This is a genomic window from Streptomyces sp. NPDC048258, from assembly GCF_043201995.1.
Lineage (GTDB): Bacteria > Actinomycetota > Actinomycetes > Streptomycetales > Streptomycetaceae > Streptomyces.
Genome location: NZ_JBICZH010000025.1, coordinates 70,150 through 87,994, shown reverse-complemented (window position 1 = coordinate 87,994; position 17,845 = coordinate 70,150). Strand labels below are relative to the sequence as shown.

20 protein-coding genes and 2 pseudogenes are annotated in these 17,845 nt (G+C 71.8%); 12 read left to right on the top strand and 10 right to left on the bottom strand.

What is annotated here, in order from left to right; genetic code table 11:
* Window positions 1–93 (bottom strand): annotated as a pseudogene (locus tag ACGFYQ_RS36515) (transcriptional regulator); the annotation flags it as partial.
* A gap of 173 nt (window positions 94–266) precedes the next feature.
* Entirely contained in the window at window positions 267–566 is a 300-nt protein-coding gene (locus ACGFYQ_RS36510; protein ID WP_393750709.1) for an RHS repeat domain-containing protein, read from the bottom strand.
* A gap of 72 nt (window positions 567–638) precedes the next feature.
* Between ACGFYQ_RS36510 and ACGFYQ_RS36505 the strand changes: the two are divergent.
* Window positions 639–923 (top strand): annotated as a pseudogene (locus ACGFYQ_RS36505) (thymidine kinase); the annotation flags it as partial.
* Window positions 924–996: 73 nt separating this feature from the next.
* The gene (locus tag ACGFYQ_RS36500) at window positions 997–1,230 is read left to right on the top strand and encodes a hypothetical protein (protein WP_393750703.1); all 234 of its coding nucleotides are present in this window, start codon (window positions 997–999) and stop codon (window positions 1,228–1,230) included.
* A 412-nt stretch (window positions 1,231–1,642) separates the two neighbouring features.
* Here ACGFYQ_RS36500 and ACGFYQ_RS36495 read toward each other — a convergent pair whose 3' ends face one another.
* From ACGFYQ_RS36495 to ACGFYQ_RS36485, 3 genes are all read right to left on the bottom strand, one after another.
* Window positions 1,643–1,813, bottom strand: a complete 171-nt coding sequence (locus tag ACGFYQ_RS36495) for a hypothetical protein (protein WP_393750700.1) — start codon at window positions 1,811–1,813, stop codon at window positions 1,643–1,645.
* Between the two features lie 34 nt (window positions 1,814–1,847).
* On the bottom strand, window positions 1,848–2,669 hold the full coding sequence (locus ACGFYQ_RS36490) for a DUF2182 domain-containing protein (protein WP_393750698.1): 822 nt from the start codon (window positions 2,667–2,669) through the stop codon (window positions 1,848–1,850).
* Between the two features lie 264 nt (window positions 2,670–2,933).
* On the bottom strand, window positions 2,934–3,725 hold the full coding sequence (locus ACGFYQ_RS36485; RefSeq protein WP_393750696.1) for a VOC family protein: 792 nt from the start codon (window positions 3,723–3,725) through the stop codon (window positions 2,934–2,936).
* 176 nt (window positions 3,726–3,901) lie between these two features.
* On the opposite strand from ACGFYQ_RS36485, the gene ACGFYQ_RS36480 reads away from it, so the two are divergent.
* Window positions 3,902–4,747, top strand: a complete 846-nt coding sequence (locus tag ACGFYQ_RS36480) for a sulfurtransferase (RefSeq protein WP_393750694.1) — start codon at window positions 3,902–3,904, stop codon at window positions 4,745–4,747.
* Window positions 4,748–4,796: 49 nt separating this feature from the next.
* On the opposite strand, the gene sepH is transcribed toward ACGFYQ_RS36480, so the two are convergent.
* On the bottom strand, window positions 4,797–5,846 hold the full coding sequence (gene sepH, locus ACGFYQ_RS36475) for a septation protein SepH (RefSeq protein ID WP_393750692.1): 1,050 nt from the start codon (window positions 5,844–5,846) through the stop codon (window positions 4,797–4,799).
* A 489-nt stretch (window positions 5,847–6,335) separates the two neighbouring features.
* Between sepH and ACGFYQ_RS36470 the strand changes: the two genes are divergently transcribed.
* Window positions 6,336–7,169 (top strand): hypothetical protein, encoded by an 834-nt coding sequence (locus tag ACGFYQ_RS36470; RefSeq protein WP_393750690.1) that lies wholly within the window; start codon window positions 6,336–6,338, stop codon window positions 7,167–7,169.
* A gap of 2 nt (window positions 7,170–7,171) precedes the next feature.
* Here the strand turns inward: ACGFYQ_RS36470 and ACGFYQ_RS36465 are convergent, their stop codons facing one another.
* Together ACGFYQ_RS36465 and ACGFYQ_RS36460 are read right to left on the bottom strand one after the other, a co-directional pair.
* Window positions 7,172–8,497 carry a D-arabinono-1,4-lactone oxidase gene (locus ACGFYQ_RS36465; RefSeq protein ID WP_393750688.1) on the bottom strand — a complete coding sequence of 442 codons (1,326 nt, stop codon included), beginning with the start codon at window positions 8,495–8,497 and terminating at the stop codon, window positions 7,172–7,174.
* The gene (locus ACGFYQ_RS36460) at window positions 8,451–9,704 is read right to left on the bottom strand and encodes an MFS transporter (protein WP_393750686.1); all 1,254 of its coding nucleotides are present in this window, start codon (window positions 9,702–9,704) and stop codon (window positions 8,451–8,453) included. The genes ACGFYQ_RS36465 and ACGFYQ_RS36460 overlap by 47 nt, the downstream gene beginning before the upstream one ends.
* Window positions 9,705–9,875: 171 nt before the next feature.
* Here ACGFYQ_RS36460 and ACGFYQ_RS36455 point away from each other — a divergent pair, with 171 nt between their 5' ends.
* A complete protein-coding gene (locus ACGFYQ_RS36455; protein ID WP_393750684.1) occupies window positions 9,876–11,036 on the top strand; it encodes a ferrochelatase in 1,161 nt (386 codons plus the stop codon).
* Between the two features lie 46 nt (window positions 11,037–11,082).
* Window positions 11,083–11,886, top strand: a complete 804-nt coding sequence (locus tag ACGFYQ_RS36450; RefSeq protein WP_393750682.1) for an inositol monophosphatase family protein — start codon at window positions 11,083–11,085, stop codon at window positions 11,884–11,886.
* 350 nt (window positions 11,887–12,236) lie between these two features.
* On the opposite strand, the gene ACGFYQ_RS36445 is transcribed toward ACGFYQ_RS36450, so the two are convergent.
* On the bottom strand, window positions 12,237–12,410 hold the full coding sequence (locus ACGFYQ_RS36445) for a hypothetical protein (protein WP_328928077.1): 174 nt from the start codon (window positions 12,408–12,410) through the stop codon (window positions 12,237–12,239).
* 246 nt (window positions 12,411–12,656) lie between these two features.
* On the opposite strand from ACGFYQ_RS36445, the gene ACGFYQ_RS36440 reads away from it, so the two are divergent.
* The 4 genes from ACGFYQ_RS36440 (at window position 12,657) to ACGFYQ_RS36425 (ending at window position 16,197) form a co-directional block, all read left to right on the top strand.
* Window positions 12,657–13,310, top strand: a complete 654-nt coding sequence (locus ACGFYQ_RS36440; protein WP_030036265.1) for a response regulator transcription factor — start codon at window positions 12,657–12,659, stop codon at window positions 13,308–13,310.
* Window positions 13,311–13,315: 5 nt separating this feature from the next.
* Window positions 13,316–14,560: a sensor histidine kinase gene (locus ACGFYQ_RS36435; RefSeq protein WP_393750679.1), complete on the top strand. Its 1,245-nt coding sequence runs from the start codon at window positions 13,316–13,318 to the stop codon at window positions 14,558–14,560.
* Between the two features lie 383 nt (window positions 14,561–14,943).
* Window positions 14,944–15,240: a DUF4193 domain-containing protein gene (locus ACGFYQ_RS36430; RefSeq protein WP_030036261.1), complete on the top strand. Its 297-nt coding sequence runs from the start codon at window positions 14,944–14,946 to the stop codon at window positions 15,238–15,240.
* A gap of 12 nt (window positions 15,241–15,252) precedes the next feature.
* A complete protein-coding gene (locus ACGFYQ_RS36425; protein ID WP_393750676.1) occupies window positions 15,253–16,197 on the top strand; it encodes a hypothetical protein in 945 nt (314 codons plus the stop codon).
* Window positions 16,198–16,200: 3 nt separating this feature from the next.
* On the opposite strand, the gene ACGFYQ_RS36420 is transcribed toward ACGFYQ_RS36425, so the two are convergent.
* Window positions 16,201–16,665 (bottom strand): DUF3093 domain-containing protein, encoded by a 465-nt coding sequence (locus ACGFYQ_RS36420; protein ID WP_393750674.1) that lies wholly within the window; start codon window positions 16,663–16,665, stop codon window positions 16,201–16,203.
* Between the two features lie 58 nt (window positions 16,666–16,723).
* Here ACGFYQ_RS36420 and ACGFYQ_RS36415 point away from each other — a divergent pair, with 58 nt between their 5' ends.
* A complete protein-coding gene (locus ACGFYQ_RS36415) occupies window positions 16,724–17,308 on the top strand; it encodes a PaaI family thioesterase (RefSeq protein WP_393750672.1) in 585 nt (194 codons plus the stop codon).
* Window positions 17,308–17,844 (top strand): dUTP diphosphatase, encoded by a 537-nt coding sequence (gene dut / locus ACGFYQ_RS36410; protein WP_362390881.1) that lies wholly within the window; start codon window positions 17,308–17,310, stop codon window positions 17,842–17,844. The genes ACGFYQ_RS36415 and dut overlap by 1 nt, the downstream gene beginning before the upstream one ends.
* The last annotated feature ends 1 nt before the right edge of the window (window position 17,845 follow it).

Genomic DNA, 17,845 nt, shown 5'->3' with positions numbered 1-17,845 from the left:
GGCCATGATCCGGTGACGCGTGAGATTGGAAACGGCGCGTAGCTGCTCGTCCGTGGTGACGTGAAACGTCTCGGGAAGATCATCGGTAGGCATGCGAGCAATGGTCAACGATCCTTGACCATTGAGCAAAGGGATTTCGCGCGGACCTCCAGAATCTGCTGTCCGGCCCGCGAGACCTTCTGCCAAAGCCCCTCACCCGCTGCCGATCTGGGCAGCTGTGGCAGATCAGACCAAGATCAATCTCAGCGGCACTTCCCAAACCTCAACTACTCACGCCCGGGCAGCGCGTATGCCTCGGCAGAAATCGAACGACCGCTGGTCGCCGTGTCTCCCGAAGTGGTGAACATCTGCTGTCGGTTCCCGTGTACAAGGCCAGTGGCTGTGACACCGCCGTGGATGTCGGTGTGGGCGAGGCAGTTGCCCTCAGCGTCCCAGCGCCAGGCCTCGCGGCTGCCGTCGGCGGTGACGCGGTGCAGCAGCCGGTGCTCGGCATCCCAGATGAAGCGCTGCGCGCTGCCCGCGGGATCGGTGAGCCGGATGGGGCGGCCCCGGTGGTCGCGCTCCACCGTGGTGACGCCCCCCGTCGGAACTGGTGATCTCCAGGGGAAGTCCCGCGCGGTTGGCGCGGATGCGCGTAGCTGTTCCCGGGCTCGCAGCGGCTGATCGAGCTGGCGGACCGGCTTGAGCAGCTCCAGGTCGAGGCCCTGTGCTGGTGCGGGGCCCGTGCCACCCACAACGCCCGCACGGTGGGCGGGGAGATGGTGGTGGAGGGCGCGCAGGTCGTGGTCGGCGACGTGAACCGCCCGGCGGAGGAGATCGGCTACGAGGTCCTCTGCCGCCGTCACCACCGCCGCCGCATGACCTCGGCCGCGGTCCACGCGGGCGCCCTCTCCCCGGACGTCCTCCCGGTCAACCACGCCTGACCTCACGGGGGGAGTCTCCAGGGCCTTCCGGGATCTCCTCTTGGGGCGCTGCACGCCAGGAGTGGCGCGCCCGATGCCACGCCGCGAACAACGCCGGCAGTCGATCGAGGATTTCCGTCAGTCCGCAGATGACGACGGCGATCACGCTGACAGTCCCCAGAACCCCAAGGATGAGCACATCACTCAATGCTTCGAACTCTCCATCAGAGTGGTCGAAGCGCGGCCCATCGGCGGGGAGCAGCTCGACCACGTTTCGGACATGGTCGAACCGACCTTCCGCCGGCACAGAAACTCAGTTCAGGGCTGAAGCCCTGTCTTACGGGTGGAACTGGGCACTGCAGCATGCGGAACCAAGCCCCGCACGGGGCACCAGCAGGTCAGCGAAAGAAGATGCCGGTCTTCTGTTCGACTGGAGCCTGCTCTTCCTGGCACCCCAACTCGCGTCGGGCCGCCCAGGGCGCGGACAGGCGCGCCATGCGTACCTGAGATTGCCCTGACCCTAACAAGGTGCCCCGACGGACCTTTGATGGTTGACCGCGTCTGTGCTTCATTCGGCCGACTGTGATTGAGCCATGCCTCAGAGAGTCGCAACCGCGACCGCATCAGGTCGTTTCGAGTGGCCCCCTCCACCGGTAGGCGTCGATGCCCCGAGCCAGGTGGGTGACGACGTGGCCGCGGGTCCAGCCGGCCAGAGCCGAGGGCGCGCACGTCCGCGTCGGTCAGCGCATCGAGCGTGGCGGTGATCCGCGCACCGGAGCGGGCAGAGCATCCTCCGGTGCGCCGTTCGGCCACTGGTGCGCGGGGGGCGCGACGACGGCGCGGGCTTCGGTGGCGCTGAGCGCCCGCGCGTCGATGCCGTGCTCGTCGACCGGTACCGGGATCGCCGACACGCCCGCACCGACCGTGAGAGGCGGCTGTCCTGGATCAGCCGGACATCTGGTCCATCGGCGGACCCGATGTGTCCAGGCCGGGCAGCAGCCAGTCCTGGAAGGGGGCGAGCGCGGCCATGACGAGGAACGCGAAGCCGACGGCCCAGGCCAGCCAGGGTCCCTGCCGCCAGAGTTTCTCCAGGAAGATCACGGCGGCCAGTCCTGCCATCGCGGCCAGGTTCATCACGCCGAGCGGGATCAGGACGATCATCAGTCCCCAGCAGCAGCCGACGCAGTAGAGCCCGTGGTGCGCACCCACCCGCAGGTCCTTCGCCCAGGGCCGGAAGCGGGAGTACTGGAGAAGCCGGAACATCGGGTTGCGGCAATGCCGCAGGCAGTCCCGTTTCAGCGGCCCGAACTGCTGCACCGCCGCGAGGAGGAACACGGCGGCGCCGATCCAGCGGCCCGTCCCGGGATCGCGGTCCACCAGGTGCCCGGCCGCGGCCAGGGCGGCGTACGCGACCAGTCCGAACGCGGTCCAGGCGAGGAGGTAGCCGCCGACGAACGCGGTGACCCGGAGGACGCGGGCAGGGCCCGCCGCGCGGCGGTTGATTCCGCTCACCCACGTGATGACCACCGGTGCCACCGAGGGCAGCATCATCGCGGCCATCATGACCACCCACAGCAGCAGGAAGAGGGGGAGCGCCAGGCCCATGGTGCCGGGCTCCATCCCCATGTGGCGGGATTGCCGCACGGTGAGCACCCACGCCAGGGCGGCCGGCAGCACCATCAGGAGCCAGGCGACCGCCAGGTCACGCGCGGGCAGCAGTACCCCGGGCCGCGTGGGCGCCGGCGGGGCCGGGCGGAGGTGCGGCATGGAACGCCTCCCAAGGACGCGAGCTGCCCGGGCCACCTCGCGTGGGTACCCGTGCCGCATCGATCGCGGTGGTACACCGCGGACAGCCGGGACGGCTCCGGCGACACCTCCAGCAGATCACAGAACCGGAAGCCGCGCGGGTGGCCGCGTCGGAGGCCGAGCCCGGAGGAGTCGGTGCGAAGGCCCGCGGAGCGGGCGGCGACGAGCACGGCCCCTTGCCCGCCTGAGGGCCCGCCGACCTCAGGCCTTCCCGAGGGGCCGGGGTCAGTTGCGGGGCCGTGACCGCACGAGGGTGAACACGGCGCCCTCCGGGTCCGCGACCGTGGCCACCCGGCCGTTGATCCCCTCGCGGGGCGGCTCCAGGATCCGCCCGCCCAGGTCGCTGACCCGGGCGGCGGCCGCGTCGGTGTCCTCGACCTCGAAATACGTCATCCAGTGCGGCCCCCGGTCGTGCGGCAGCGAGCGGCCGACGCCGTGCACGGCGGCCACCGGGCGGCCCTCCAGGTGCAGGGTCAGGTAGTCGAAGTCGTCGGAGGCGGTGGAGTGCGTCTGCGCCTCGTGGCCGAAGACGTGCTCGTAGAACTTGCCGACCGCCGAGGTGTCCTGGGTGACCAGCTCGTTCCAGACCGGGGTGCCCGGCGCGCCGTGCAGCCGGGTGCCCATGTGGGTCTGGGCCTGCCACAGTCCGAAGATCGCGCCCAGCGGGTCGGAGCAGATCGCCACCCGCCCCGCGATGCCGGCGTCCAGCGGGCCCACCGCGACCGTGCCGCCGCAGGCGCGGATCGCCTCCGCCGTGGCGTCGGCGTCGTCCGTGGCGAGGTACGTGGTCCAGGCGACCGGAAGATGCCGGTCCGGCGGCATCTCGCCGATGCCGGCCACCTCGCGGCCGTCCAGCAGGGCCCGGACGTACGGGCCGAGTTGCTCCGGGCCCGGTACGTACTCCCAGCCGAACAGGTCGGCGTAGAAGTCCTCGGTGGTCCCCAGGCCGTGCACCATGAGGCTCACCCAGCACGGGGTGCCGGGCGTGCGCCGGGTTGCTTCCGCTGCCTCGGTCATGTCAGCCGTCTCCTCCGTCGTGCCGCTTACCGGTGCTGATGCTTCCACTCCGGGGGGCCCGGCGCGCCCCGACCGGGCCGGGTCGCGGGGGCCCGGGACAGAGATGACCGGATCGGTGCGCCCCGCTGGTGACGGGCTTGTTACGGGGGCGCCGGGCGGGGAGGAAGATGGGCCGTATGACTGCGAAATCTGCGATCCTCTCGGCCGCCGAACTCACGAGCGAGCTGGCCGGTTCCCGGCCGCCGGTGCTGCTGGACGTCCGCTGGCAGCTGGGCGGCCCCGACCAGCGCCCCGCATACGAGGCCGGGCACCTGCCCGGCGCGGTGTACGTCGACCTCGACCGCGAACTGGCAGGTCCGGCGGGGTCGGGCGGGCGGCACCCGCTGCCGGACCCGGAGGCCTTCGGAGCGGTGATGCGGCGGGCCGGCGTCTCGGCGGACGTGCCGGTGGTCGTGTACGACGGCGGTCAGGGCTGGGCGGCCGCCCGGGCGTGGTGGCTGTTGCGCTGGACGGGTCACACGGACGTGCGGGTACTGGACGGCGGCCTGGCTCGGTGGACGTCAGCGGGGGGTGACGTGACGGCCGACCGGGTGACTCCGGCGGAGGGCGATTTCAAGCCAACTCCGGGAGCGGTCGGGCTGCTCGACGCGGACGGAGCGGCCGCGCGGGCGCGTGCGGGGGTCCTGCTGGACGCGCGTGCGGGGGAGCGGTACCGCGGGGAGGTCGAGCCGATCGACCCGGTCGGCGGCCACATCCCGGGTGCCGTCTCGGCCCCGACCACGGAGAACGTGGACGCGGACGGCCGTTTCCTGCCGGCCGACGCCCTGCGGGCGCGCTTCGCCGCCCTCGGCGCGTCGGGTGGTGCCCCGGTGGGCGTGTACTGCGGGTCGGGGGTCTCCGGTGCGCACGAGGTGCTCGCGCTGGAGGTGGCGGGGATCGCGTCCGACCTCTACGCGGGCAGCTGGTCGGAGTGGTCCGCGGACCCGACCCGCCCGGTGGCCACGGGCCCGCACCCCGGGTAGCCCCGGAGGCGCCGCCGCCGGGGCTACGGGAGCATGCCGGGCGGCGGCGCTATTCCTGCTTCTTGCGGCGGGTGCCGAAGACGATCTCGTCCCAGCTGGGCACCGCGGCGCGGCGCCCGGGGCGGACCCCGTCGGCCTCGGCCTGCCGGTCGGTGGTGCCCGTCAGCCGGTCGCGGTGGCCGGCCACGGTGCGGGGCATCAGGACATCGGCGTACGCGGAACCGGCGCCCGCCGAGGCGGCCGGGGCCGGCGGTTCCTCCGCCTCGGCCTCCTCCGCCGGGGGTTCGGTCCGGTCCGGGACCACCATGTCGCCGCGGAAGCTCGGGACGGCCTCCAGCAGGCTGGTCAGGGTGTCCCGTTCCTCCTCCGGATCCGGCTGGGGGGCGGTCGGCCGCTCCAACTGGCGGTCGAGGGCGCGGTCCAGCGGCCGGTCGCGCGGCAGCCGCGCGATCCTCGGTACGAAGGGGAAGCTCGGCTCCGGCGTGGCCGGCAGGTCGTCCGACTCGCCGATCAGCGAGCGGGCCTCGTCGTCCACGGCCACGACCAGCCGGCGCGGCGGGTCGTACGTCCAGCTCGCCGAGTGCGGCTCACCGGCGACCCGGTAGACGAGCAGGACCTCCCAAGTGCCGTCGTCGCGGCGCCAGGAGTCCCACTGGACGGACTCCTTCTCGGCCCCGCGCAGGGTCAGCCGCTCCTGCACGGCCTCGCCGAGCTGAGGGCCGGTGTTCTCGCCGGGGCGGCGTACGGGGGTCTTGCGGGCGCGCTCGGCCATGAACGCGCGCTCGGCGAGCACCGGGCCTTCGAAGCGGCGTACGCGGTCGACGGGGATGCCGGCGAGTTGAGCGACCTCCTCAGCGGAGGCACCGGCCCGTATGCGGGCCTGGATGTCGCGGGGGCGGAGGTGGCTCTCGACCTCGATCTCGATCTGGTTCAGGCGCGCGCGGTCGTTGCGCACGGCAGCCCGCAGCCGCTCGTCGATCGGAAGCGTGTACTCCGTGCTGTCCCCAGCCTTGAGCACCAGTCGTGTGCCGTCATTTGAGACGGCCACGACACGCAGTTCGGGCATGGGGACCTCCCGGGTGGTGCCTGCCGACGTCACGTGCGTCGCTGCTTCCGCTAGTCGAGTGTGGCGTGCCCGGGTGCAGCCTGCCACAACCTTGCCGAGTTAAACCGGCGTGTCGGGCATGCGCCCTTGATCGCCGTTATGGCACGGTTACCTGTTGGGCACACACAGTGACCGAACGATTACTGTGCGCAGCAGGAACCAGTGCGATACCGCGGCATCACCGGTCTTTGAGTGCCGTTTTCCATCAATCGGCCCCCTCTCCCGAGTCCGGACATCCGTAAGGAAGGACGACCCCAGGGCTCGTCACAGTACTCCATTCGGGCCACCTGGGTGGACCGCCGCGCCGCCGAACTTCTCCCGGACGGTGGGAGTTGGCCTGCCCTCTGACGGGCCCCACCTGCACCCGTGTCCGTTTCCGGGTGTCTTGCTTCACAGAATCCCCAGAAACGGAACTTTTCGTTTCGCTCGGGTGTCAGTAACTGCTGAAGGCTTCCGGCGCGGGAGAGGCAGGACACACAGGGGATGGCGATGGGTCAGAAGGCGGCGCACGACGCCGGACCGGAGAAGAAGAAGCTCGACCTGAGCGCGGCTCAGGTGGCCGGCAGCTCCCTCGCCACCGTCGCGGCGGCCCTCCTCGCCTCGAAGATGGGCGTGTACGGGACCATCCTGGGCGCCGGTGTGGTCAGCGTCGTCGCCACCGCCGGCGGACCCGTCATCCAGCACTTCTTCCGGCGCACCGGCGACCAGCTGCGCGAGACCGCCCGCCCCAAGGCCCGCCAGGTGCCGCTCCCCGGTGACGCCGAGCCCGCCGAGCCCTCCGAGCCCCGCGAGGAACTCGGTGTCGCCGAGGAGTTCGGGGAGGAGTTCGGCGAGGCCACCGTGCACGGCACCCGGGTACGGGGCTGGAAGCGCACGGCGGTCGCGGCCGGCGCCGTCTTCGCCATCTCCCTGGGCGCGCTCGGGAGCTACGAGGCGATCGCCGGCACCTCGGTCAGCGCGGGCGGCGACACGATCCTCTCCGGAGGCACCCGCAAGGCGCCCGACCACCAACCCTCCCGGCCCCAGGAGAAGACGGGCACCGGTGAGAAGGAGGGGAAGGACGGGAAAGACGGGAAGGACGGGAGGGACGGCAAGACCTCCGGGACCGGGACCTCCCCGACTCCCTCGGCCTCGCACCCCGATGGCGGCCGCAGCCCGAGCCCCGATCCGAGCACGCCGGACTCCGGCGGCCCCACGCCCGGTCCCTCCCCGTCGCAGCACACCCCGACGCCGGCGCCCACACCGACGCCCGCCCCCAGCCGCACTCCCGGCCCGGACACCTCGACGCCGGCCGGGCAGGGGCAGGGCGCCCCCTGAACTCACTCGCCCAGCACGCGCCGCAGGTAGTCGTTGCCGAACACCCGGTCCGGGTCCAGCCGGTCGCGGAGCGCGGTGAACTCGGCGAACCGCGGGTAGACCCGCGCGAAGTACTCCGCGTCCCGCGTGTGCACCTTGCCCCAGTGCGGCCGTCCGCCGTGCGCGGTGAAGATGCGCTCGGCCGCCGTGAAGTAGGCCTGGTACGGGGTGCCCCGGTACATGTGCACCGCGATGTACGCCGTCTCGCGGCCCGAGGCCGTCGACAGCGTGATGTCGTCCGCGGGGGCCGTGCGCACCTCGACGGGGAAGCTGACCCGCATCCCGGAGCGGTCGACCATCGCCCGCAGCTCCCGCAGCGCCTCGACCACCCGCTCGCGCGGGAGTGCGTACTCCATCTCCACGAACCGCACCCGGCGCGGACTGGTGAACACCTTGTACGGGATGTCCGTGTAGGTGCGCGCCGACAGGGCGCGGCTGGCGACGCGGGCGATGGCGGGGATGGTGGCCGGGACCGCGCGGCCCAGCGAGTTGACCGCCTGGAAGACGCCGTTGGACAGCAGCTCGTCCTCGATCCACGCGCTCACCGGTCCGGGCGGGGCGGCCGGGCCCTGGCTGCGGTTGTTCCGCTTGGTGTTGCAGTTGCCGGTGTGCGGGAACCAGTAGAACTCGAAGTGCTCGTTCTCCGTGACGTGCTCGTCGAACTCGGCCGTCACCCGGTCGAAGCCCATGGGCTCCTCACGGGCGGTCAGGAAGAAGAGCGGCTCCACGGCGAAGGTGATCGAGGTGACGATGCCCAGAGCGCCGATGCCCAGCCGGGCCGCCGCGAAGACCTCGGGGTTCTCCTTCTCGGAGCACGTCAGCAGCCGGCCGTCCGCGGTGACCAGTTCCAGGCCGCGGATCTGGGCGGCGATGGAGGCCGAGTCGCGGCCGGTGCCGTGGGTGCCCGTGCTGGTGGCACCGGAGACCGTCTGCTCCATGATGTCGCCCATGTTCGTGAGCGACAGGCCCTCCCGGGCCAGGGCCACGTTCAGGTCCTTGAGGACCGTGCCCGCCGCCACCGTGACGGTGCCCGCGACGCGGTCGATCGAGGTGATCCCGGCCAGCGCCTGCGGGCGTACGAGCACCCCGTCGGTCGCGGCGGCCGCGGTGAAGGAGTGGCCGGTGCCGACCGCCTTCACCCGCAGTCCCTCTTCGGCGGCCCGGCGGACCGCCTCCTGGAGCTCCCCGACCGAGGCCGGGGTCACCGTGCGTGCGGGCGTGGCGGAGACGTTGCCCGCCCAGTTACGCCACGCGGTCTGGCTGTTCTGCCCTGCTGTCGCCGTCCCCATCGGTAGCTGGCTCCTCCCCTTGCGCCGGCCTCGTCAGCCGGCGGTATCCCGCGAACGCCACCGCCGCCGCGGCCGCCCCCGACGCGATGGAGACGACGTACCCGCGCTGAGCGCCGGCCGCGTCGATGACCAGACCGGTCACGGAGGAGCCGATCGCGACGCCGACCGCGAGGCCGGTGCTGATCCAGGTCATGCCCTCGGTCAGCTTCGCGCGTGGTACGTGCGCCTCGATCAGGGCCATCGTGGTGATCATCGTGGGAGCGATGGCGAGGCCCGAGACGAAGAGCGCCACGGCCAGAAACGGCAAGTTCCCGGCCAGTAGGAGGGGGATCATACTCACGGCCATCGCACATATGCCCAGTACCCACCTGCGTTCCGTCCGGCCCTTGAGATGGAGCAGGCCGAAGACGATTCCGGCGATACAGGACCCGAGGGCCCAGATGGCCAGGATGTAGCTGGCGTACGACTTGTGGCCCTGTTCCTCGGCGAAGGCCAGGGTGGACACGTCGATGGAGCCGAAGATCGCGCCGGTCGCCACGAAGGTGGCCGTCAGTACCTGGAGGCCGGGGGAGCGCAGGGCCGAGGTGCGGGCCGTGTGCTCGTCGCGCGGGTGCGGCGCGGGCTCGGTGGCGCGCTGCGCGGTGAGCAGCCAGACGCCGACGAACAGGCAGACGGCGGCGATCAGCGGTCCGGCCTCGGGGAACCAGACGGTGGACAGCATGATCGCGATGATCGGACCGAAGATGAAGCAGACCTCGTCGATCACGGACTCGAAGGAGTACGCGGTGTGGAGCTCGCGCGGGGACTCGCGGTAGATCACGGTCCACCGGGCGCGGACCATCGAGCCCACGCTCGGTACGCAGCCCGCGATCGCGGCGCACACGAAGAGGGTCCAGTCGGGCCACCCGCTCGCGGCGGCCACCAGCAGCACGGCCACCGAGGCCACCGAGACCGCCGTCGCGGGGCGCAGGACCCGCCGCTGGCCGTACTGGTCCACCAGCCGTGAGACCTGTGGGCCGATGACCGCGGCGGCGAGGGCGAGGGTGCCGGTGAGTGCGCTGGCCATCGCGTAGCGGCCGGTGATCTCGGAGATCATCGTGAGGATGCCGACCCCGACCATGGAGATCGGGAGCCGGCCTATGAGGCCGGCCGCGCTGAACCCCTTGGTTCCAGGGGCCGCGAAGATGGCGCGGTAGGGACTGGGCAAGGGCCCTCCGTAAGGGACGACATCGGCTCGTACAGGTTACGACTGCCGACGAGGCACCCGCACGGGGAAAGGTTCCGGACGGGGAACTTAGGGTCACCTTACCTGTGGCGCGGGCCAGGTCCCGGCCGGGGCGGTTCCCGCGCGCGGAGGCCGGGTGGCAGGATTCGATCCATGTCAGACCAGCTCCTCCCGCCCGCCGGCGGGCCCGCCGCCCCGTACGACGCCCTCCTGCTGCTCTCCTTCGGCGGCCCCGAGGGACCCGACGACGTCGTGCCGTTCCTGGAGAACGTCACGCGCGGGCGCGGCATCCCGCGCGAGCGGCTCAAGGAGGTCGGGCAGCACTACTTCGGCTTCGGCGGGGTCAGCCCGATCAACGCGCAGAACCGCGCACTGCTGGACGCGCTGCGCAAGGACTTCGCCGAGCACGGGCTGGACCTGCCGGTCTACTGGGGCAACCGGAACTGGGCTCCGTACCTGACCGACGTGCTGCGCGAGATGGCCGCCGACGGGCGCCGCCGCGTCGCCGTGCTCGCGACCAGCGCGTACGCCTCGTACTCGGGCTGCCGGCAGTACCGCGAGAACCTCGCCGACGCGCTGGCGACGCTCGCGGCGGAAGGCGTCTCGGAACTGCCCGAGGTGGACAAGCTGCGCCACTACTTCAACCACCCCGGCTTCGTGCAGCCGATGATCGACGGGGTGCTCGCCTCGCTGGCCGGGCTGCCGCCGGAGGTGCGCGCCGGGGCACACCTGGTCTTCACCACCCACTCCATCCCGACCGCGGCCGCCGACACCTCGGGACCCGTCGGGGAGCACACGGAGCACGGCGAGGGCGGGGCCTACGTCAAGCAGCACCTGGACGTCGCCAAGGTGATCGCGGACGCGGTGCGGGCGGAGACGGGCACGGAGCTGCCCTGGGAGCTCGTCTACCAGTCGCGCAGCGGCGCCCCGCACATCCCGTGGCTGGAGCCGGACATCTGCGACCACCTGGAGGCCCTCCACGGGGCGGGCACGCCCGCGGCGGTGATGGTGCCGATCGGCTTCGTCTCGGACCACATGGAGGTCCTGTACGACCTCGACACGGAGGCGACGGCCAAGGCGGCGGAGCTGGGACTGCCGGTCGCCCGGTCGGCCACGGTCGGGGCCGACCCGCGGTTCGCCGCGGCCGTACGCGAACTCGTGCTGGAGCGGGCCGCGGCCGAACGGGGCGAGCCCGTCGAGCGGTGCGCCCTGGGGCTGCTGGGCGCGAGCCATGACCTGTGCGCCGTGGGCTGCTGCCCGGCGCGGGCACCCCGGCCGGCGGCCGCGGGGGCCGACAGCCCGTACACCCGCTGAGCCCCTGCACCAGCTGACGCCGTACCCCCCCGCTGAGGAGTGGACCGTGATTTCCGAAGAGCTGAAGGCCGAACTGCTGGACGTGGGCCTGGAGGCCGCCCGGCAGGCCGGGGCGCTGCTGCGCGACGGCAGGCCGGCGGATCTGGCGGTGGCCGCGACGAAGAGCAGCCCGATCGACGTGGTGACCGAGATGGACATCGCGGCGGAGAAGCTGATCACGGGCATCCTCGCCGAGCGGCGGCCCGCGGACGGGCTGCTGGGCGAGGAGGGCGCGGACACCCCGGGGACGAGCGGGGTGCGGTGGGTCGTCGACCCGCTGGACGGGACCGTGAACTACCTGTACGGGCTGCCGAGCTGGGGCGTGTCCGTCGCGGCCGAGTACCGGGGCGAGACCGTGGTGGGAGTCGTGGCGGCGCCGATGCGCGGGGAGACGTACCACGCGGTGCTCGGCGGCGGGGCCTGGCTCGGTACGGCGCGGCTCGCCTGCCGGGGGGCGGCGCCGCTGGACCAGGCGCTGCTCGGGACGGGCTTCGCGTACGTCCAGACCCGGCGGGCCCACCAGGCCGAGGTCGTGGCGCGGATCATTCCGGTGGTACGGGACATCAGGCGGGGCGGGTCGGCGGCGCTGGACCTGTGCGATGTGGCTGCCGGGCGGCTGGACGGGTACTACGAGCGGGGGCTGAACCCGTGGGACCTGGCGGCCGGTGAGCTGATCGCCCGGGAGGCCGGGGCCGTGACCGGAGGGCGCCCTGGGGAGCGGGCCTCGGGGGAGCTGACGCTGGCCGCGACGCCGGCCGTGTTCGCCTCGCTGCAGCCGCTGCTGGACGAGGCCGGGGCCTGGCACGACTGACCCTGCGGGCCGGCGTCCGGGGCTCCGCCCGGACCCCGCGCCTCAAACGCCGGCGGGGCTCGAAGATCGGGGCTCCGCCCCGGACCCCGCGCCTCAAACGCCGGCGGGGCTGAAGATGGGGGCTCCGCCCCGGACCCCGCGCCTCAAACGCCGGCGGGGCTGAAGATGGGGGCTCCGCCCCCGGACCCCCGCGCCTCAAACGCCGGCGGGGCTGGGGGGTTCCGGGCGGGCTCAGGGCGCGTTCGGGCCCGGTCGGGGGTGCACGCCGGGCTCGGGGCGCGGGGTCGGGCTGTCGTGGCATGACGGAACCCCGGCCGCCGGGGGTGGCGGCCGGGGTTCGGGTTCAGGGGTCAGGCGGCGCTGACGGACACGGGGACCCCGTGTTCGGCGGCGAGGCGCTGGAGGTCTTCCAGCTCCGCCTGTTCCACTTCCGCGAGGAAGTCGTCGCCCGACTCGCGGGCCATCCTGAGGTCCGACTGCGTGGCCCTGATGCGCTGCAGGAGACCCGCGGTGAATGCGTCCATGGTGGGTTCGCCCCCTCTTCGTGGGTCGGCGGCGGCACGTGGCAGACCGCCGTCAGGGAGTGGATGGGGTGTGCTCACGTCCTCCCCGGCACCCTGGGCGCAGAAACCTCGTGAGACGAGGGAATCCTCACTTCCGTCCCGTCCGCCCCCTGTGAGCGTCGCCTTACAGCCGGTTTACGGCCGAAACGGGCAGGATGGACGACGCAATACACGTGTGCCCTGCCGGGCCCTGAGGAAGGAAACGACGTGCGCGTACTCGTCGTCGAGGACGAGCAGCTGCTCGCCGATGCGGTGGCCACCGGACTGCGCCGGGAGGCCATGGCCGTGGACGTCGTGTACGACGGCGCCGCCGCCCTGGAGCGCGTCGGAGTCAACGACTACGACGTGGTCGTGCTCGACCGGGACCTCCCGCTCGTGCACGGCGACGACGTCTGCCGGAAGATCGTCGAGCTCGGCATGCCCACCCGCGTGCTCATGCTGACCGCCTCCGGCGACGTCAGCGACCGCGTGGAGGGGCTGGAACTCGGGGCGGACGACTACCTGCCCAAGCCCTTCGCCTTCACCGAGCTGACCGCCCGGGTACGGGCGCTCGGGCGGCGCACCACGGTCGCGCTGCCGCCCGTACTGGAGCGGGCCGGCATCAAGCTGGACCCGAACCGTCGTGAGGTGTTCCGCGAGGGCAGGGAGGTGCAGCTGGCGCCCAAGGAGTTCGCGGTGCTGGAGGTCCTCATGCGCAGCGAGGGAACCGTGGTGTCCGCCGAGCAGCTCCTGGAGAAGGCCTGGGACGAGAACACCGACCCCTTCACCAACGTGGTGCGGGTGACCGTCATGACCTTGCGCCGCAAGCTCGGGGAGCCGCCCGTGATCGTGACCGTGCCCGGTTCCGGATACCGGATCTGACGACGATGGCAGCCACTCCGGCGCCGCCCGCGGCGCCTCCGAAACCCACCTGGGACCCCGGTCAGCCCGAGGGTCCTTTCCCTTGGCTGCGGCCGACGATCCGGATACGCCTCACGCTGCTGTACGGCGGGATGTTCCTCATCGCCGGCATTCTGCTGCTGTCGATCATCTACTTGCTGGCGGCGCAGGCGCTGCGCGAGGGCAACGGACTGCCGTTCAAGATCGTCGGCGGTACGGACGTCCAGGTCACCAGCAGCTGCCCCGGCGTGGGCGGCACGGGCCAGACGCACGACCAGTTCAACGCCGCGATCAACGCGTGCATCCTCGAACAGCGCAGGCACGCGCTGGACGACCTGCTGAGCCGGTCGCTGATGGCCCTGCTGGGCCTCAGCATCATCGCCTTCGCCTTCGGCTACGCGATGGCCGGCCGGGTGCTCTCGCCGCTGGGCAAGATCACCCGGACCGCGCGCCGGGTGGTCGGCTCCGACCTGACCCGGCGGATCGAGCTGGACGGGCCGGACGACGAGCTCAAGGAGCTCGCCGACACCTTCGACGAGATGCTCGACCGGCTGGAGCGGGCGTTCACGGCCCAGCAGAGGTTCGTCGCGAACGCCTCGCACGAGCTGCGGACCCCGCTCGCGATCAACCGGACCCTGCTGGAGGTGCACCTCGCCGATCCCGGGGCTCCGGTCGAGCTCCAGCAGCTCGGGAAGACCCTGCTCGCCACCAACGAGCGCAGCGAGCAGCTGGTCGAGGGCCTGCTGCTGCTGGCCCGCAGCGAGAACCAGATCGTCGAGCGCAAGCCCGTGGACCTGGCGGAGGTCGCCTCGCGCGCCCTCGACCAGGCGCGCGGGGAGGCCGAGTCGAAGGGTGTGGAGATCCGCGGCGAGCGCGCGCCGGCCGTCGTCCAGGGCAACGGCGTACTGCTGGAGCGGATCGCCCTGAACCTGGTGCAGAATGCCGTCCGGTACAACGTGCCGGAGGGCGGCTGGGTGGAGGTCACCACCGAGGTCCAGCACGGCGAGGCGGTCCTCGTGGTGTCGAACACGGGTCCCGTGGTTCCCGCGTACGAGGTGGACAACCTGTTCGAGCCCTTCAGGCGGCTCCGTACGGAGCGAACGGGCAGCGACAAGGGTGTCGGGCTCGGCCTCTCCATCGCGCGCTCCGTGGCCCGCGCACACGGCGGAAGGATCCAGGCGATCCCCAGGGAAGGCGGTGGCCTCGTGATGCGTGTCACTCTTCCCTTGTGAGTTCCTCACCCTCACGTTCGCTTTTGGCTGAATGCTTGCCATGTGAAAGCAATCGGACCTGTGTGATCGATCACATGGCCCGGTGTCTGGCCATGTGCGTTCTGTGACCCCGTGACAGCCGGAACGCCCGGGAAGTCCGGGTTTCCGGCCCCCCTAATGGCGGGAAATACACGGGGTGGCGTTTGTGCAAGACGGCCCCCGGACCGTGTACGGTCCCGGTCGTCATCCCAGCCAATCGCTCATCGGGCGTTCGGCTGGGTGTCGATTGAGTAACAGACCTTGATGTGAGGCAAAATCTCCGCCTCAGGTCGGGCACAAGTCCGGCCTCTCGCGCGTTACGTGCGCTGAGACACCGCTAACACCCAGAGGGGGAGAGCGAACAAATGGCAACGGACTACGACACCCCACGCAAGACAGACGACGACGTCGACAACGACAGCATTGAAGAGCTGAAGGCCCGACGTAACGAGAAGTCGTCCTCGTCCGTCGACATGGACGAGTTCGACTCGGCCGAGAGCCTGGAGCTTCCCGGTGCGGACCTCTCCAATGAGGAGCTGGCCGTCCGGGTCCTGCCCAAGCAGGCCGACGAATTCACCTGCATGAGCTGCTTCCTGGTGCACCACCGCAGCCAGCTGGCACGCGAGAAGAACGGTCAGCCGATCTGTCGCGACTGCGACTGAGAGGCGTCGGCCGTGGCTGGCTCGACACCTTTCCGGAGGCGCCGCTTCCGGAAAGCTGGTGATCCGGCGGAGACGCAGGCGGGAACCACGGACCCGGAGACGGGTCCTGGAGCCCCCGGCGGCTCCGCCACAGGGACCACCATCGTGCCCTCCGACACCGCCCCAGCGGTGCCGTCGGCCACACGGGCCGACGAGGAGGCCCGGCACCGGTCCGGGACTCGTCGGCTGCAAGCCGTCAAGAGCGGTGTACGCCACGGTGTACGCAAGGGCGGCGAAGGTGTCAGGAACGTCGCCCTGTACATCACCGAACGGATCATCGAGAACGCACCACGCGTTCCGGTTCGGGACCTCGCGACCCTGCGCGCGCAGTTCCCGGGCCTCGGCCCCGATCAGCTTGCCGACAAGCTGATCTTCGGCGCCGCCAACGCCACGTCCACCGTCGGCGCGAGTGTCGGAGCGGCCGCCATGCTGCCCGTACCGCCCGCCATGCTGGCCGAGCTGGCCGCGGAGGTCACCGCCGTCGCGGCGATCGAGCTGAAGCTCATCGCCGAACTCCACGAGGTCTACGGCCAGCGCCCGCCCGGCACCCTCCGGGAGCGCAGCTTCGCCTACCTGACCTCGTGGACCGAGGAGCGCGGCGTCGACCTGACGAAGCCGACGACGCTGAACGCGGCGCTCGGCGGCCAGATGAAGCGCGAACTGCGCCAGCAGATCATGAAGCGGACGTTCCGCAACCTCCCCAACCTCATGCCCTTCATGGTGGGTGCGGCCGTCGGAGCGGTGATGAACCGCCGCGACACCCGGAAAGTCGCCGAGAAGGTCCGTAGCGACCTGCGGAGCCGGGCGGTGGCATGGGATGCCCTTTCGGCGCTGCCGCCGCTGGAACAGCCCGCCCAGCCCCTTCCCGAGGCCACCAGGGCAGCGCTCGAGGGTCCGGACCCCCGCGGTAAGGGCTGAGAGTCAGCTCGTCCGCGTGCGCGCGGCGCGGATCGCCGCGACCAGGGCCTGCGGCTCGCGGGTGGAGACGTAGACGTACGGGGTCGGGTCGGCCGGGTCCGTGACCTCGACGCGGACCGCCGTCGGCACGTAGCTGCGCATCAGCATGAAGGCGCGGGTGTCGGCCTTGTACGTGCGCCAGGCGCGCGACTCCTCGGCGTCCAGGATCTCCGGGTCCCCCAGGGCCGCCACCGGGATCCGCGCGTCCCCGGCGGCCAGCGCGCCGTTCACCACGCGCACGCGCGCGGAGCCGTACGAGCTCACCAGCAGCCCGGCCAGCGCGGTACCCCCGACCAATCCCGCGAGCAGCGGCAGCGTGCCCAGCGGCAGCAGCATCAGCGCGCACGAGAGCCCGATCAGTACGGCGATGACCCACCACGAGCGGGGGGCGGTCAGACGTTCGTCGTGGTGCGCGGGGGAGGGCTGCATGTGGTCAAGCCTGCCACGGGGCGACCGGTGGGTAGCCGCGCGGGTAAGGTCTGCGGCTGTGAGTGGACGAAACACAGCGTTGACACCCCCGGCCGACGCGGCCGCGCCGGTGCGGCACCCCGATGCCCCGGCACCCGGCGAGCTCCTCGGTGCGCACTACGAGCACTGCTTCGGCTGCGGCGAGGGTCAGCCGCACGGACTCCACCTGGAGGCCCGTGCGGGCGAGGGCGTGCGCGTCACCGCCGAGTTCACCGTCAAGCCCGCGCACCAGGGCGCCCCCGGCCTCGCGCACGGCGGCGTGCTGGCCACCGCGCTCGACGAGACGCTCGGCTCGCTGAACTGGCTGCTGCGCGTCATCGCCGTGACCGGGCGGCTGGAGACCGACTTCGTACGGCCCGTGCCGGTCGACACCGTGCTGTACCTGGAGGCCGAGGTCACCGCCGTCGCCGGGCGGAAGATCTACTCCACGGCGGTCGGCCGGATAGGCGGCCCGGAGGGCCCCGTCGCCGTGCGCGCCGACGCCCTCTTCATCGAGGTGAAGGTCGACCACTTCATCGACAACGGACGGCCCGAGGAGATCCGGGCGGCGATGGCCGACCCGGACCAGGTCAGGCGTGCACGCGCTTTCGAGGTGAACCCCTGATGTCCCAGAGCAACCATGCACCTGTCGACGTGCTGATCCGTCGCGTGGACCCCGAAGTGCCCCTCCCCGCCTACGGTCACCCCGGCGACGCCGGCTGCGACCTGGTGACCACCCAGGCCGCCGAGCTGGCGCCCGGCGAGCGGGCCGTGCTGCCCACCGGGGTGTCCATCGCCCTGCCCGACGGGTACGCGGCCTTCGTGCACCCGCGGTCCGGCCTGGCCGCCCGCTGCGGGCTCGCGCTCGTGAATGCCCCGGGGACGGTGGATGCCGGGTACCGTGGGGAGATCAAGGTGATCGTGGTCAATCTCGACCCTCGCGAGAGCGTCCGGTTCGAGCGTTTCGACCGCATTGCCCAGCTGGTTGTCCAGCGGGTCGAGAAGGTGCGCTTCCACGAGGTGGCGGAACTTCCCGGCTCGGCCCGGGCCGAGGGGGGTTTCGGCTCCACCGGCGGTCATGCGGCCGTGGCCGGATCCGGCGCTGGTCAGCAGGGTGGGAATGGCTACGCTTCGGTCGTAACCGACCGGGAAGGACAGTGAC

Coding starts and splice junctions, on each gene's coding strand:
- ACGFYQ_RS36435 (WP_393750679.1), top strand. CDS start 13,316: ATGGCAGCCACTCCGGCGCCGCCCGCGGCGCCTCCGAAACCCACCTGG.
- ACGFYQ_RS36470 (WP_393750690.1), top strand. CDS start 6,336: ATGGCGATGGGTCAGAAGGCGGCGCACGACGCCGGACCGGAGAAGAAG.
- ACGFYQ_RS36430 (WP_030036261.1), top strand. CDS start 14,944: ATGGCAACGGACTACGACACCCCACGCAAGACAGACGACGACGTCGAC.
- ACGFYQ_RS36455 (WP_393750684.1), top strand. CDS start 9,876: ATGTCAGACCAGCTCCTCCCGCCCGCCGGCGGGCCCGCCGCCCCGTAC.
- ACGFYQ_RS36485 (WP_393750696.1), bottom strand. CDS start 3,725: ATGACCGAGGCAGCGGAAGCAACCCGGCGCACGCCCGGCACCCCGTGC.
- ACGFYQ_RS36500 (WP_393750703.1), top strand. CDS start 997: ATGCCACGCCGCGAACAACGCCGGCAGTCGATCGAGGATTTCCGTCAG.
- ACGFYQ_RS36420 (WP_393750674.1), bottom strand. CDS start 16,665: ATGCAGCCCTCCCCCGCGCACCACGACGAACGTCTGACCGCCCCCCGC.
- ACGFYQ_RS36445 (WP_328928077.1), bottom strand. CDS start 12,410: ATGGACGCATTCACCGCGGGTCTCCTGCAGCGCATCAGGGCCACGCAG.
- ACGFYQ_RS36465 (WP_393750688.1), bottom strand. CDS start 8,497: ATGGGGACGGCGACAGCAGGGCAGAACAGCCAGACCGCGTGGCGTAAC.
- ACGFYQ_RS36480 (WP_393750694.1), top strand. CDS start 3,902: ATGACTGCGAAATCTGCGATCCTCTCGGCCGCCGAACTCACGAGCGAG.
- dut (WP_362390881.1), top strand. CDS start 17,308: ATGTCCCAGAGCAACCATGCACCTGTCGACGTGCTGATCCGTCGCGTG.
- ACGFYQ_RS36490 (WP_393750698.1), bottom strand. CDS start 2,669: ATGCCGCACCTCCGCCCGGCCCCGCCGGCGCCCACGCGGCCCGGGGTA.